The 13,633-nt window shown below is 69.2% G+C and carries 11 protein-coding genes; 9 read left to right on the forward strand and 2 right to left on the reverse strand.

The features are described 5' to 3' along the window. The first annotated feature begins 269 nt into the window (after positions 1–269). From ACWDKQ_RS17565 to murQ, 8 genes are all read left to right on the forward strand, one after another. Complete coding sequence (locus ACWDKQ_RS17565; protein WP_450139791.1) at positions 270–2,045, forward strand: glycoside hydrolase family 3 protein; 1,776 nt, start codon at positions 270–272, stop codon at positions 2,043–2,045. Positions 2,046–2,117: 72 nt separating this feature from the next. Continuing rightward, positions 2,118–3,368 (forward strand): exo-beta-N-acetylmuramidase NamZ family protein, encoded by a 1,251-nt coding sequence (locus ACWDKQ_RS17570; RefSeq protein ID WP_450139792.1) that lies wholly within the window; start codon positions 2,118–2,120, stop codon positions 3,366–3,368. 10 nt (positions 3,369–3,378) lie between these two features. Next, positions 3,379–5,115 carry a serine hydrolase gene (locus ACWDKQ_RS17575; protein WP_450139793.1) on the forward strand — a complete coding sequence of 579 codons (1,737 nt, stop codon included), beginning with the start codon at positions 3,379–3,381 and terminating at the stop codon, positions 5,113–5,115. 207 nt (positions 5,116–5,322) lie between these two features. After that, positions 5,323–5,724 carry a MarR family winged helix-turn-helix transcriptional regulator gene (locus tag ACWDKQ_RS17580; protein WP_450139794.1) on the forward strand — a complete coding sequence of 134 codons (402 nt, stop codon included), beginning with the start codon at positions 5,323–5,325 and terminating at the stop codon, positions 5,722–5,724. A gap of 98 nt (positions 5,725–5,822) precedes the next feature. Next, positions 5,823–6,215 carry a PPOX class F420-dependent oxidoreductase gene (locus ACWDKQ_RS17585; protein ID WP_450139795.1) on the forward strand — a complete coding sequence of 131 codons (393 nt, stop codon included), beginning with the start codon at positions 5,823–5,825 and terminating at the stop codon, positions 6,213–6,215. Between the two features lie 302 nt (positions 6,216–6,517). Beyond that, a complete protein-coding gene (locus ACWDKQ_RS17590) occupies positions 6,518–6,838 on the forward strand; it encodes a hypothetical protein (protein WP_450139796.1) in 321 nt (106 codons plus the stop codon). A gap of 311 nt (positions 6,839–7,149) precedes the next feature. Then, a complete protein-coding gene (locus ACWDKQ_RS17595; protein ID WP_450139797.1) occupies positions 7,150–8,070 on the forward strand; it encodes a MurR/RpiR family transcriptional regulator in 921 nt (306 codons plus the stop codon). A 53-nt stretch (positions 8,071–8,123) separates the two neighbouring features. Beyond that, positions 8,124–9,035, forward strand: a complete 912-nt coding sequence (gene murQ / locus ACWDKQ_RS17600; RefSeq protein WP_450139798.1) for an N-acetylmuramic acid 6-phosphate etherase — start codon at positions 8,124–8,126, stop codon at positions 9,033–9,035. Between the two features lie 391 nt (positions 9,036–9,426). Here the strand turns inward: murQ and ACWDKQ_RS17605 are convergent, their stop codons facing one another. Next, positions 9,427–10,362, reverse strand: coding sequence for a nucleoside hydrolase (locus ACWDKQ_RS17605; protein ID WP_450139799.1), 936 nt, complete (start codon positions 10,360–10,362; stop codon positions 9,427–9,429). A gap of 137 nt (positions 10,363–10,499) precedes the next feature. Next, positions 10,500–11,273, reverse strand: a complete 774-nt coding sequence (locus ACWDKQ_RS17610) for an oxidoreductase (protein WP_450139800.1) — start codon at positions 11,271–11,273, stop codon at positions 10,500–10,502. Positions 11,274–11,458: 185 nt separating this feature from the next. Between ACWDKQ_RS17610 and acs the strand changes: the two genes are divergently transcribed. Further along, the gene (acs, locus tag ACWDKQ_RS17615) at positions 11,459–13,441 is read left to right on the forward strand and encodes an acetate--CoA ligase (RefSeq protein ID WP_450139801.1); all 1,983 of its coding nucleotides are present in this window, start codon (positions 11,459–11,461) and stop codon (positions 13,439–13,441) included. Positions 13,442–13,633: the final 192 nt, after the last annotated feature.

A 13,633-nucleotide genomic window follows, 5' to 3' on the forward strand; every position in this document is an offset into this window, starting at 1 on the left:
GTCGATCTGATCGACGGGCCGCCGCCGTTTGCTCCGCCGCCGTTCGCGCGGGCCATTCCCCCGCACGGCTCGCGTGCGCCGGAATTCACCAGATCGGTCCGATGCCGCAGGCAGGATCACGCCGACCAAACCCTCTTTGCGGGAGTGCCTGGGCCCACGCCGATGCACAGCGTTGACCGACGCGAGCCACGTGGGTAACTTTCGAAATCGACCGATTTCATGGTGAACACTTTCCGCCCGGCGAAATCCCCGCCCGCAGGGAGGCCAACGTGAAGACCCGAGCGCGCCGCGCCGTTGTCGCGCTGAGCGCCATCGCCATCGGCGCCGCAGCACTTTCCGCGACCGGCGGCGCAGTCGCTCCGGCGCAACGGCTGTCACCTGACGAGCTGCTCAAGCAGATGACGCTGGAGGAAAAGGTCGGGCAGCTGTTCATCACCTACGCCTACGGCCGCACCGCGGACACCCCGCACCCGAAGAACCAGGAGGAGTTCGGCGTCGACACCCCGGCGCAAGTGGTGCAGAAGTACCACCTCGGCGGCATCATCCACTTCACCTGGACCGACAGCCTCTACGATCCCAAGCAGATCGCCGAGCTGTCCAACGGCCTGCAGGATGCCGCACTCACCTCTGGTGCGAAGGTACCGCTGCTGATCTCCACCGACCAGGAACAGGGGCAGATCACCCGCATCCTGGAGCCGGCCACCCAGTTCCCGGGCAACATGGCGCTCGGCGCCGGCCGCAACCCCGACGACGCAAGCCGCTCGGCCGCGATCACCGGGCAGGAACTGCGTGCGATGGGGCTGAACCAGAACTTCGCGCCGAGCGGCGACGTCAACGTCAACCCGGCGAACCCGGTGATCGGGGTGCGGTCGTTCTCCTCCGATCCAGCGCTCGCCGCGCAGCTCACCGCCGCGCAGGTCCGCGGCTACGAGGACTCGGCCGAACCGGGCGAAACGGTGTCGGCCTCGGTCAAGCACTTCCCCGGGCACGGTGACACCAACCAGGACAGCCACATCTCGCTGCCGGTAATCGAGCATGACCGGCAGCAGTGGGAGCAGCTGGACGCGCCGCCGTTCAGGGAAGCGATTGGCGCCGGGACCGACGTGGTGATGAGCGCGCACATCGTGGTGCCCAAGCTCGACGACTCCGGTGAGCCGTCGACGCTCGCGCCGAACGTGCTCACCGGGATGCTGCGCAACGAGCTCGGCTACCAGGGCGTGATCGTCACCGACTCGCTGAAGATGGACGGCGTGCGGCAGAAGCACCCCGACGCCGAGATCCCGGTGCTGGCGCTCAAGGCCGGCGCCGACGTGATGTTGATGCCGTTCAACGTGCAGGTCGCCATCGACGGCGTGGTCAACGCGGTGCGCACCGGCCAGCTCACCGAGCAGCGCATCGATGAGAGTGTGAAGCGCATCCTGGCGCTGAAGTCCACCCGCGGCGTGCTGGACAACCCATTCGTCGACGTGTCCAAAGTAGACAAGATCGTCGGAACCCGGGAGCACGTCTTCGAGGCGCAAACCATCACCGACCGCACCACGACGGTGCTGCGCAACGACGGGATGCTGCCGCTGAAGCCGCCGGCGACGATGTTCGTGACCGGCGCCGGGGACAAGGCGACCGCGGCACTGGCGGAGCGGATCAAGGCGCGCGGCCCGCAGACGGCGGCATTGGCGACGGGCTTGAAGCCGACCCCGCAGCAGATCAACCAGGCCGTCGAAGAGGCCAAGCGCAACGACATCGCGGTGGTGCTGACCAACGCCGCTTGGAACCCGGACAACAAGGCCCAACTCGACCTGGCCCGCGCCCTGCAGCAGACCGGGAAGCCGGTCGTCGCGGTCGCCGTGCGCGACCCGTACGACGCGGCGCACGTCGAGCTGCCCGCCTGGATCGCCACCTACTCGGACAAGGAGGTGGCGATGGAATCGCTGGCGAGGGTGCTCTTCGGCGAGAACGTCCCGGTCGGCAAGCTGCCGGTCCCGGTGCCCGACCCGAACCAGCCTGGCGTCGACAAGTACCCATTCGGCCACGGACTGAGCTGGTAAATGGGCGATTTCGCGCGAAATCGCCAGCCCGAGAACCTGAAACGGAGAATGGTGGACACGGAAAGGACGCGCATGGGTGGCGTGAATCGACGGGGCTTGCTGACCGCGGCGGCGCTGTCGGTGCCCGCGGTCGGCCTCGCGGCGAGCTCCGCGTGCGCCGCCCCGCCGGCCACCGAACGCGGCCCCGGTGTCAAGACCGGCGCGGACGTCCTCGCCGCGCGGGACTGGCAGGACGTCACCGGCCGCCGAATCGGGGTGGTGACCAACCCGACCGGCGTGCTGGCGTCGTTGGAGCACGTCGTGGACGCCATGCACGCCAGCGGCGAGGTGGACCTCGCCGCGGTCTTCGGGCCGGAGCACGGGTTCCGTGGCACGTCCCAGGCAGGCGGCTCGGAAGGCGACTACCGCGACCCGCGCACCGACCTGCCGGTGTACGACGCGTACGGGGCCGACGCCGCGAAGCTGGCCGAGATGTTTCGCAAGGCGGGCGTCGAGCAGGTGGTGTTCGACATCGCCGACGTGGGCGTCCGCTTCTACACCTACATCTGGACGATGTACACCGCGATGCAGGCCGCGCACCAGGTCGGCGCGAAGTTCCTGGTGCTGGACCGGCCGAATCCGATCGGCGCCCGGGTGGCCGGGCCGCGGCTGGACCCGCGGTTCGCCTCCGGCGTCGGGCTGCTGCCGATCGTGCAGCAGCACGGCATGACCGTCGGCGAACTGGCGCAGCTTTTCGACCGCGAGTACCTGCCGAGCCCGTTGGACCGGCTGGACGTGATCCGCGTCGAGGGCTGGCGTGGGCGCGGTGCGGACGCCGGGCTGCCGTGGGTGCCGCCCAGCCCGAACATGCCGACCCCGGACACCGCGGCGGTGTACCCCGGGACGGGGCTGTTCGAGGGCACCCTGCTGTCCGAAGGCCGGGGAACCACGAGGCCGTTCGAGATTATCGGGGCACCCGGCATCGACTGGCGGTGGGCGGAGGAGCTCAACGCCACCGGGCTGCCGGGACTCCGGTTCCGCGAAACCTACTTCGTGCCGACATTCTCCAAGCACGCCAACGAGACCTGCGGGGGCGTGCAGGTGTACCGCAACGGCGAGATCGACGCAATCGGCGCCGCGGTCACGATGATCGTCACCGCTCGCCGGCTGTACCCGCAGGTCTTCGGCTGGCGGCCGGACAACATGATCGACAAGTTGTCCGGTTCGGACCGATTGCGCACGATGGTCGATGCGGGGGCCGACGCGCACGAGATCGTCGGCGTCTGGCAGCGCGACGTGGCGGACTTCCAACGACAACGCGAGCCGTACCTGCTGTACCGCTGAGGGGGATTCGATGGGCAAGACCATTCTGGCGGCGGTGGCGCTGCTTTCGGTCACCGCACTAGCGGGGTCGGCCACGGCGGCGCCCGGCCGTGTAGGCGGCCACTTCGACCGCCCACAGGAGGACTTCGCCCCCGCCGGCACCGTGTTGCGGGACGGCACCGCCGAAGAGGCCGGGCTCGATCCCGGGCCCATCGATGCGGCGCTGCGGCAGATCGCGGTTTGGACGGACAAGACGCCCGATCTCGAACACCCGATGTACGCGGGCGCGGTCAGTATGCTGGCGCACGAGGGCATCGTGGTGCGCCGCGAAGCGGCGGGCGACGAGCTGCGCTACTCCGACGGCAAGGGCACCGAACTGCCCGCCGACCAGCGCGAACCGATGCGGCCCGACACGATCTTCGATGTCGCCTCGATCAGCAAGCTGTTCACCTCGATCGCGGTGCTGCAGCTGATCGACGACGGCGAGGTGGACCTGGACTCGCCGGTCGCCGATTACCTGCCGGAGTTCGGCGTCAACGGCAAGCAGTCGATCACCGTCCGGCAGCTGCTCACCCACACCTCCGGTCTGCAGGCCGAGGTGCAGCTCTGGAAACTGCCTGCGGACGAACGGATTCCGTCGATCATGCAGCTGACGCCGGAGTTCCCGCCCGGGACCCACTACGCCTACTCCGACCCGAACATGATCACCCTCGGCGTGCTGGTCGCGCGCGTCGCGGGCGCGCCGCTGGACCAGGTGGTGGCGGACCGGATCACCGGGCCGCTGGGCATGGCCGACACCGGCTACAACCCGCCAGCCTCGGAGCTGCACCGCATCGCGGCGACGGAGTACCAGGCCGAGCCGCCGCGCGGCATGGTGCGCGGCCAGGTCCACGACGAGAACGCGTGGTCGCTGGGCGGGGTCTCCGGCCACGCCGGGGTGTTCTCCACCGCCGACGACCTCGCGACGCTGGGGCAGGCGCTGCTCAACGGCGGCACCTACCGCGGCAACCGCATCCTGTCCAAGGACACCGTCAAGAAGATGCTGACCAACTTCAACAGCGCTTTCCCCGGCAACGCCCACGGTTTGGGCTTCGAGCTCGACCAGCGCTGGTACATGGCCGGGCTCAGCGGGCCGCGCACCGCGGGCCACACCGGCTTCACCGGCACGTCGCTGGTGATCGACCCGGCGTCCCGCTCGGTGGCGGTACTGCTCACCAACCGGGTGCACCCGTCGCGGGACTGGGGGTCGAACAACCCCGCCCGGCAGGCGCTGGCGCAGGGCATGGCGCGGTCGCTCGCCGTGGATCCGGCGCTGGGTTCGGAATCGTGGTTCTCCGAGCGCGGTGGGACGTTGACGACCGACGCGCTGGGACCGGTCAGCGGCCCGACGCAGGTGTCGTTCTTCGCGTTCGTGGACACCCAGCAGGACAGCGACGGGATGGACCCACTGCTCGTGGAGGCCAGTGTGGACGGTGGTGGGTGGCAGCCGGTGCCCGTCCGCGCGTCCGGCCCCGGGGCTCCCGACGGGCCGCAGAGCTCGTTGGCCGGGGCGGGACACCGAAGCTGGTGGAAGGTGCGCGGCACGGTCGACGCGGACGCCGGCCAGCAGGTGCGCCTGCGGTGGCGCTACGCCCCCGACGGCAAGTACTCCGGCCGGGGTGTGAACGTGGACGGCATCCTCGTGGCCGACCGCGACGCGACCTTGTTGGACGGCGAGCTCGAAGCCAACCGCCTCCACCCCGACGGCTGGGTCTCCACCGACCGCTGACGCGGAAGTCCGCAATTTCAATTGGAAATCTAAGGTCTGATTTCCATTGAGCGTTCCCGCCACGTAGCTGACTCGCAGGTCACCGAGGACGATCGAGCAGATTCCGACTACCAAGTTCCAGCGCTGTGCATATGGCAAATAATTTCGCAAAAAACTATTAAGATTGCAACAGTTCAAGCTTGCTAGACTCGCCACATGGACGAGCCGATGGCAGCGCGCGAACTCTGCGGCCTGATCAGCGAGCTCGCGCACAGCATCGACGAACACGTGCGCGGCTGCGTAGCAGGCACCAACCTCACCGCGCCCCAGGCGATCGCGCTGCGCGAGCTGAGCGAACCGCTGACCATGCGCGAACTCGCCGACCGGATGCACTGCGCGACCTCGAACGTGACCTTCGTGGTGGACCGGCTGGAGAACAACGGCCTGGTCACCCGGCAGCCGCACCCGCGCGACCGCCGCGCCAAACAACTCGCCCTGACCGCCGAAGGCGAGCGGCAGCGCGCGCAGATCATCGAACGCTTCTCGGTGAACACCCCGCTGGCCGGACTCACCCAAGCGGAACAGCGAGCCCTGCACGGCCTGCTCCAGCGGGCCCTCGCCGACCGCTGATCCCGACCGGCTGCCCCGTTCGGGAACCGTTCGAGTCGCGTGGCGGGTCGCGGGCGGGCAATGTCGGACCGCAACCGCAACCGTTGGAGGGAGTCGAAGTGTCGGCGATTCCACAGGACCGCGAAGACATCCTGAACAAGCGCGCCTTCGGCCACGTGGCCACCATCGGGCCGCACGGCGAACCCCAGTCGAACCCGGTGTGGATCGATTGGGACGGCCAGTACCTGAAGTTCAGCCAGACCAAGGCGAGGCAGAAGTACCGGAACCTCAAGCGGGAACCGCGCATCTCCGTCTCCGTGCACGACCCGGACGAGCCCTACCGGTACGTGGAGGTGCGCGGCAAGGTAGCCAAGATCGAGGACGACCCGGGCAACACGTTCATCAACAAGATGGCGAAGAAGTACCTCGACGAGAACGAGTACCCGTGGTCGCAGCCCGGCGAGCAGCGCGTGGTGGTCTACGTCGAACCGGAGCACTCGACGAAGCAGTGACCGCCGCAATCCGGCGATGCGCGAAGGGCACGTCCTGCCAAGCCACGCGGCTGTTCGGCCAAGCCACTCGGCAGGAGGTGCCCTTCACCTCGGTCACGTCGCGGGGAGGGCGCCGGTGTGGTCGGTGGTGACGCAGGGGGGAGACGATCGTGTCGGGCACCGCGTACGCCAGGCCGTCCGGGCGCTCGAAGGTCTGGTGGCAGACGTCGCAGGTGTAGGCGGTGTCGACCGGGGTGCCGTCGGCGTCGAAGCGCGGCTCCGCCATGCCGTCGTCGGTGCGCCGCAGGTAGTAGGCGGCCCGCGTGAGGACCGCCATCAGCAACGCCAGCACTGCCGCGATCACCACCGCCGCGATCGGCGAGAACGGCTGGATCACAGCGGCGAACGCGCCGAAGTACACCGCGCTCGAGATGATCGCCGACGCCAAGAACGCATCGACGCCCAGCAAAGAGGATCGCGGTTCGGACCACAAACGCGACCAGCGCGTTCAGCGTGCCGTAGCTCAGCCCGATGCCCGCGCCGATGGAGAAGTCGGCGAGGTGGGCGGTGCCGCCCAGCGCCGTCGTCGCGACAACTCCGGGCTTGCATCGACGACAGCTGCGCGGGTGGACCGGAGGGTGTAGTCCCCGCTGTCTCCCACACCGCCTGGTTCTTCTGCGGATCGCTGCGCGTTGCCTCGACGACCCTCCGCCGCTTCCTCCCGAACGCGCGTGCGGACGGCAGTGTTGGCAGAAATTTTTTCGATCAAGGACCGCAGGTGTTTCGGGGTATGACACCGGGCGTGAATTTTATCGTCACCGCGCGGACCTGCAATTACCCCTTTCGGAGTAGTTGGGTTCGGATGCAACCTGGGTATGAGTTTGCCGCGTCCGCCGAGTGGAAACCCAGAAGACGCCCATTGACCTGCGCAAGCAGCGGTTAGTAAGTTTCCCACATGGCCACTGACGACACGTTCCGCGAATCGGGCGAGTCAAGCCCGCTCGTGAAGATTCGCTCCCTGCTGCCCGGCCTCGCCCGAGCCGAACAGCGCGTGGCCAACATCGTGCTCGCCGACCCGGCTTCGATCGCCCGGCGCAGCATCACCGAGGTCGCCGAGGCCGCAGGCACCAGCGAAACCACCGTCACCCGGTTCTGCAAGGCGATCGGCGTCGGCGGCTACCCGGACCTGCGCATCGCGCTCGCCGCTGACACGGCGCGCACCTCGACCCGGGACCGCGAGCTGGGCAGCGACATCGCCCCGGAAGACGACCTCGGGCAGATCATCGAGAAGGTTGGTTACGCGGATGCCAAGGCGGTCGAGGAGACCGCGGATCAGCTGGACGTCGCGATCCTGGGGCGACTAGTCGACGACGTCGCCACGGCCCGCCGCATCGACGTCTACGGCGTCGGCGCCAGCGCCTTCGTCGCGCTAGACCTGCAGCAGAAGCTGCACCGCATCGGCCTGACCTGCTTCGCCTGGGCCGACACGCACAACGCGCTGACTTCGGCGGCAGTGCTGCGGGAAGGTGATGTCGCCATCGGCATCTCGCACACCGGCGCCACCGCCGAAACCGTCGAGGCACTCCGCGAGGCTCGGCGGCGCGGAGCAACCACCGCCGCCCTGACCAACTTCGCCCGCTCGCCCATCACCGAGGTCGCCGACCACGTGCTGACCACTGCGGTGCGCGAGACCACCTACCGCTCGGGCGCCATGGCCAGCCGCATCGGGCAGCTGACCGTGATCGACTGCCTGTTCATCGGCGTCGCGCAGCGCCACCTGGATCAGGCGAAGGCGGCGCTGGAAGCCACCTACGAAGCGGTGGGCGGCCACCGCCTCGGCAGCCGGCCAGACCGCCGGCGGCAGAAGGAGGCGTGATGCGCGACCCGCACCCCCGACCAGGTGCTCCCGCAACTGCCGCAGGAGGCGTGATGAGCCGGGACCGCGCGGTCCGCGTGGACGCTCCCACCGAGTGGAACAACCCCAGAACCAGGGATATCGACCTGCTGCCGACCCTGGACGTCCTGCACGTCCTCAACGGCGAGGACCGGACGGTGCCGGTTGCGGTCGGCCGGGTGCTGCCCGAACTGGCCCGCGCGGTGGACATGGCCGTCGCGGCGCTGCGCGCGGGCGGCCGGGTGCACTACGTCGGCGCAGGTACCTCCGGGCGGCTCGCGGTGTTGGACGCCGCCGAGCTGATCCCGACCTTCAACGTGCCGCCGAACTGGGTCATCGCGCACCAGGCCGGCGGCCCCGGGGCCTTCCGGCACGCCGTGGAGAACGCCGAGGACGATGTCGAATCCGGTGCCGCCGCAATCCGCGAGGGCGCGAGCGGACTCGACTTCGTCCTGGGGCTCGCGGCGTCCGGGCGGACGCCGTACGTGCTCGGCGCGTTGGAGGCCGCGCAGCAGCTCGGGGCGCCGACCGCGCTGGTGACGTCGAACCCGAACGTCGGGAAAGTGCCCGCCGACGTGCTGATCGCGGTGGACACCGGGCCGGAGCCGATCACTGGGTCGACGCGGATGAAGGCGGGCACCGCGCAGAAGCTGGTGCTCACCTCTTTCTCCACCGCGGTGATGATCCGGATGGGCCGGACCTACTCGAACCTGATGGTCAGCATGCTCGCCACCAACGCGAAGCTGCGCGGCCGCACGATCAGCATCCTGCAGGAAGCGACCGGAGCCTCCGAAGAGGTGTGCGCGGCAGCGCTCACGGCAGCGGACGGCGACCTCAAGACCGCGCTGGTGCACCTGCTCACCGGCGTCGACATCGAGCGAGCGGCGGCGGCGCTGGCGGTCTCCGACGGCCACGTCCGCGACGCGCTCCGAGCCGTCGAGGGCTGACCGGAAGCCCCATTCCCGCCGCTGAGGACCCCGGCACCGCCGATCAAGTCCGCCAAGCCGCCAGGGCTGCCGAACCTCACAACTCCCCGAACTGGCCCCGCAGCTGATCACGCGCCCGCGTCAAGTCGTCGATCCGCTGCTAGACCTGCGCCAACCGCTGCTGGAATACATCGATCTTGGGGGCGCAGCCGGCGAACCGCCGTTCGAAGCGAACACGATCAGCCGGTGTGCCCGTCCCGGAGGAAGACAGCCGGGTTGGTGCGGCGGCGACCAGTGCGGCCCCGGTGGTGCTGAGCAGCAGCAGCGGCAGTCCCTCGAACGCTCCGCCGATCCTCGCCGCGGTTCGCCCGACGCCGAGGTTGAACGCGGAGCTGCCTACGGTGAGCGCGGGTCAGCCCGGGAGGTTGGCGGCGACGTTGCGGTAGGCGTCGGCGACCAGGGTCCAGAAGGCTTCGGCGTCGAGGGTCGTGGCGACGTCGGCGTTGTGGACGTCGGACGGGGCCCCGAAGTCCGTGACAGTCATGCCGGAGGTGAAGCGGCCCTGCGTTTCGACGTCGACACGGGCCGACACCGTCTGGAACAGTCCCGGGTCGATCACGTAGGCGATCGCGCAGGCGTCGTGGATGGCCGGGCCTTCGTCGCGGTAGCTGACGTGGCTGCCGTAGAAGTCCAGACACGGCGTGATCAGCTCCGACTCCAGCCGACCGAGGTCGGCGAACCGCGCGCGCACCGCGGCGTTCGCCCGGGCCTGATAGGTAAGGTCCAGCCCGATCATGACCGTCCGCCAGGGCGCGTTGAACGCGACGACCGCGGCCTCGGGGTCGGCGAAGATGTTGAACTCGGCAGCCGGGTTCGTGTTGCCACGGGTGTAGGAGCCGCCCATGATGACGAATTCCCCGGCCCACTCTGCGATCCGCGGCTCCTTGCGCAGCGCGAGCGCGATGTTGGTGAGCGGCCCGACCGCCGTCAGGCTGATCTCGCCGGGCGCGGCGGCCAAGGTGTCGATGATGAAGTCGACGGCGTGCTGGTCGCCCAGCTTCGACTTCGGCTCGGGCAGCACCACGCCGCCGAGACCGGTTTTGCCGTGCACGTCCCCGGCGGTCTTCGGCTCGCGCACCAGCGGCTGACCGGCACCGCGCGCGACCGGCACGTCCATGCCGTAGAAGTCGCGCAGCCGCAGGGCGTTGTCGGTGGTGTGCTCCAACTCGACGTTGCCGCCGACGGTGGTCACGCCGACGACGTCCAGCTCGGGACTGCCGTGCGCGAACGCCAGCGCCAACGCGTCGTCGATGCCCGGATCGCAGTCGATCAAAATCTTCTTCGCCACGCCCAACCCTTCCCTCCCGGGCCCGGGGCACCCGTGCCCCGCTCGCTTGCAAGGCCAGGTCGAAGCCCGCCAGCGCTTTCGGGGCGATAACACCCGAAATACCCACGGGCCCCGACAAAACCAGGTACCCGGGCCGCTTAGCCCTCCTGGACGGCGTCGGCGATCGACTTCGCCTCGCGCGCCCCTGTCTCCAACGCCTGGCAGCAGTACACGATCCAGGCCGCGACCTCGCCGATCTCGCCGGTGGCGAAGCCGAGGGCCCGCTCGGCGTACTCCTCCTGCCGCCGGAAGTACGCGACCTCGGGAACCACCAGGCCCTTCGGGTCGAGGCCGCTGCCGATCACGCTCAGCCGCGCCGCAGCCCGCGCGACCACCCCGTCGGCGGTGCCGAACGACTGCAGCGCGAGGAGTTCGCCGTGCACGACCGCTGCCAGCACCGGGCCCGGTCCCTGTGCTTCGCGGTCGGTGATGATCTCGGCGAGCAGGTCGAGCCGCTCGGAGATCAACGGGTCTGCCTGCGGACGGCCGAGCTGGTCCGGGTCGTCGATCAGGTCGGCCGCCGCGAGCACGTGCATCCGGGCCAGCGCCTGCCGCGGCGCACGCTGCCAGGTGGGCAGCAGCGTGCCCATCGCCTCGGCGATCCGCAGCGAACCGGCGAGCAGCGGGTCGGTGACCTCGCCGGATTCCGGGATCTCGGCCGCGCCACCCGAGATGGCCGCCGACGCGCGGGCTGCCCGGACGGATGCCTCGGCGGCGGTGGCGGGCCAGCCGCGCCGGTTGGCCGGGTGCCGGTGCACCTCGTCGATCGCCGCGCGGGCGGCGGTCACGGCGTCGGCGACGCCGTCCAACTCCAGCAGCGGTGCCAGCGATGGCTTCTCGTTCACGCCCAACGACGCTACCCGGCACGCCATCCCCCGTTGCCGGCCCCGGTTGCGACATGTGACACAGTGGCCGCGCTGCCGCCCTGCGCAAGGCGATTTCGGACCGTATTGCGTGATTGGTCTGAACCATTCGGACGAACCCTCTGTTGCCCCGAGCCCGATCGCATTACGGTTCCTCTAGCACAGGCATCCCATAGCCAGGGAGGTTCTCGGCAATGAGCCAGCCCGACGGGCAGAGCAACACGCTCGACAATCTGCTCACGGAAAGCAGGACATTCCCGCCGTCCCAGGAATTCGCGGCGCAGGCAAACGCCACGTCGGCGCTGTACGAGGAAGCTTCGGCGGACCGGGAGGCGTTCTGGGCCAAGCAGGCCGAGCGGCTGCACTGGGACACCAAGTGGAACCAGGTCCTGGACTGGTCGAATGCCCCGTTCGCGAAGTGGTTCGTCGGTGGAAAGCTGAACGTGGCCTACAACTGCGCGGACCGGCACGTCGAGGCCGGCAGCGGTGACCGTGTCGCGATCCACTGGGAAGGAGAGCCCGGGGATTCGCGCACGATCACGTACGCGGAGCTGCAGCGGGAGGTCTCCCGCACCGCCAACGCCCTGGCTGCGTTGGGCGTCGGCGCCGGCGACCGGGTCGCGATCTACCTGCCGATGCTGCCCGAAGCGGTGTTCTCGATGCTGGCGTGCGCCCGGCTGGGCGCGATGCACAGCGTCGTCTTCGGCGGATTCTCCTCGGAGGCGCTGCGCACCCGCATCAACGACGCCGAGGCGAAAGTGGTCATCACCTCGGACGGCCAGTACCGGCGCGGCAAGGCGATGCCGCTGAAGGCCAACGTGGACGAAGCCGTCGCGGAGACCCCGAGCGTCAAGCACGTGGTGGTGGTCAAGCGCACCGGCGGCGAGGTCGCCTGGGACGACGCGCGCGACAAGTGGTGGGATGACGTCCTGGAGGGCCGGCCGGAGACCCACGCCCCGGAGGCCTTCGACGCCGAGCAGCCGCTGTTCATCCTCTACACCTCGGGCACCACCGGTAGGCCCAAGGGCATCCTGCACACCTCCGGCGGCTACCTCACCCAGGCCGCCTACACGCACCAGAATGTCTTCGACCTCAAGCCGGAGTCGGACGTGTACTGGTGCACCGCGGACATCGGCTGGGTCACCGGCCACACCTACATCGTCTACGGGCCGCTGGCCAACGGGGCGACCCAGGTCATCTACGAGGGCACCCCCAACGCGCCGCACGAAGGCCGGCACTGGGAGGTCGTGCAGAAGTACGGGGTGACGATCTACTACACCGCCCCGACGACGATCCGCACATTCATGAAGTGGGGCGCGGAGATCCCCGCGAAGTACGACCTGTCCTCCCTGCGCGTGCTGGGCTCGGTCGGCGAGCCGATCAATCCCGAGGCCTGGATCTGGTACCGCAAGAACATCGGCGGCGACCGCACGCCGGTGGTGGACACCTGGTGGCAGACCGAGACGGGGGCGATCATGATCTCCCCGCTTCCCGGGGTCACGGCCGCCAAGCCCGGCTCGGCGCAGCGGCCGCTGCCAGGGATCTCGGCGATGGTCGTCGACGAGACCGGGGCGGAGGTCGGCAACGGCGGCGGCGGGCTGCTGGTGCTGGACGAGCCGTGGCCGTCGATGCTGCGCGGCATCTGGGGCGACGACGACCGCTACCGGGAGACCTACTGGTCGAAGTTCACCGACCTCGGCTTCTACTTCGCTGGCGACGGTGCCAAGTACGACGCCGACGGCGACATCTGGCTTCTAGGCCGGGTCGACGACGTCATGAACGTCTCCGGGCACCGCATCTCCACCACGGAGGTCGAGTCGGCCTTGGTGTCGCACCCCAACGTCGCCGAGGCGGCCGTGGTCGGGGCCTCCGACCCCACCACCGGCCAGGGCATCGTGGCGTTCGTAATCCTGCGCGGCGGCATCGACGACACCGCCAGCGGCGAGGCCGCGCTCAAGGAGTTGCGCGAGCACGTCTCCCACGAGATCGGCCCGATCGCCAAGCCCCGCCAGATCATGGTCGTGCCCGAGCTTCCCAAGACCCGCTCCGGCAAGATCATGCGGCGACTACTGCGCGACGTCGCGGAGAACCGCGAGGTCGGCGACGTCACGACGCTCGCCGACTCCTCGGTCATGGACCTGATCTCCAAGGGGCTGAAGAAGTCCAGCGACGACTGACCGCACTGGCCAAGCGCCGGGGACGTCCTCTTCGGAGGGCATCCCCGGCGCTTTCTCCATGTCGGCGGGCCGTGAGCATTCCGGCCGAACCATCCGAGAAATACGTCTTCACCGGCACGAACATCGCTCCTGCTGTGCTTGTGAAGGCAACCAGGCGGGTCGTGGATGTTAAAATCTCGACAGGTGTGCCGG

The organism is Saccharopolyspora sp. NPDC000995 (assembly GCF_053599315.1).

What these genes read in the sequence shown, in the direction of transcription:
- ACWDKQ_RS17570 (WP_450139792.1), top strand. Translation starts at nt 2,118, where the DNA reads ATGGGTGGCGTGAATCGACGGGGCTTGCTGACCGCGGCGGCGCTGTCG.
- ACWDKQ_RS17575 (WP_450139793.1), top strand. Translation starts at nt 3,379, where the DNA reads ATGGGCAAGACCATTCTGGCGGCGGTGGCGCTGCTTTCGGTCACCGCA.
- ACWDKQ_RS17580 (WP_450139794.1), top strand. Translation starts at nt 5,323, where the DNA reads ATGGCAGCGCGCGAACTCTGCGGCCTGATCAGCGAGCTCGCGCACAGC.
- ACWDKQ_RS17595 (WP_450139797.1), top strand. Translation starts at nt 7,150, where the DNA reads ATGGCCACTGACGACACGTTCCGCGAATCGGGCGAGTCAAGCCCGCTC.
- murQ (WP_450139798.1), top strand. Translation starts at nt 8,124, where the DNA reads ATGAGCCGGGACCGCGCGGTCCGCGTGGACGCTCCCACCGAGTGGAAC.
- ACWDKQ_RS17610 (WP_450139800.1), bottom strand. Translation starts at nt 11,273, where the DNA reads ATGGCGTGCCGGGTAGCGTCGTTGGGCGTGAACGAGAAGCCATCGCTG.
- acs (WP_450139801.1), top strand. Translation starts at nt 11,459, where the DNA reads ATGAGCCAGCCCGACGGGCAGAGCAACACGCTCGACAATCTGCTCACG.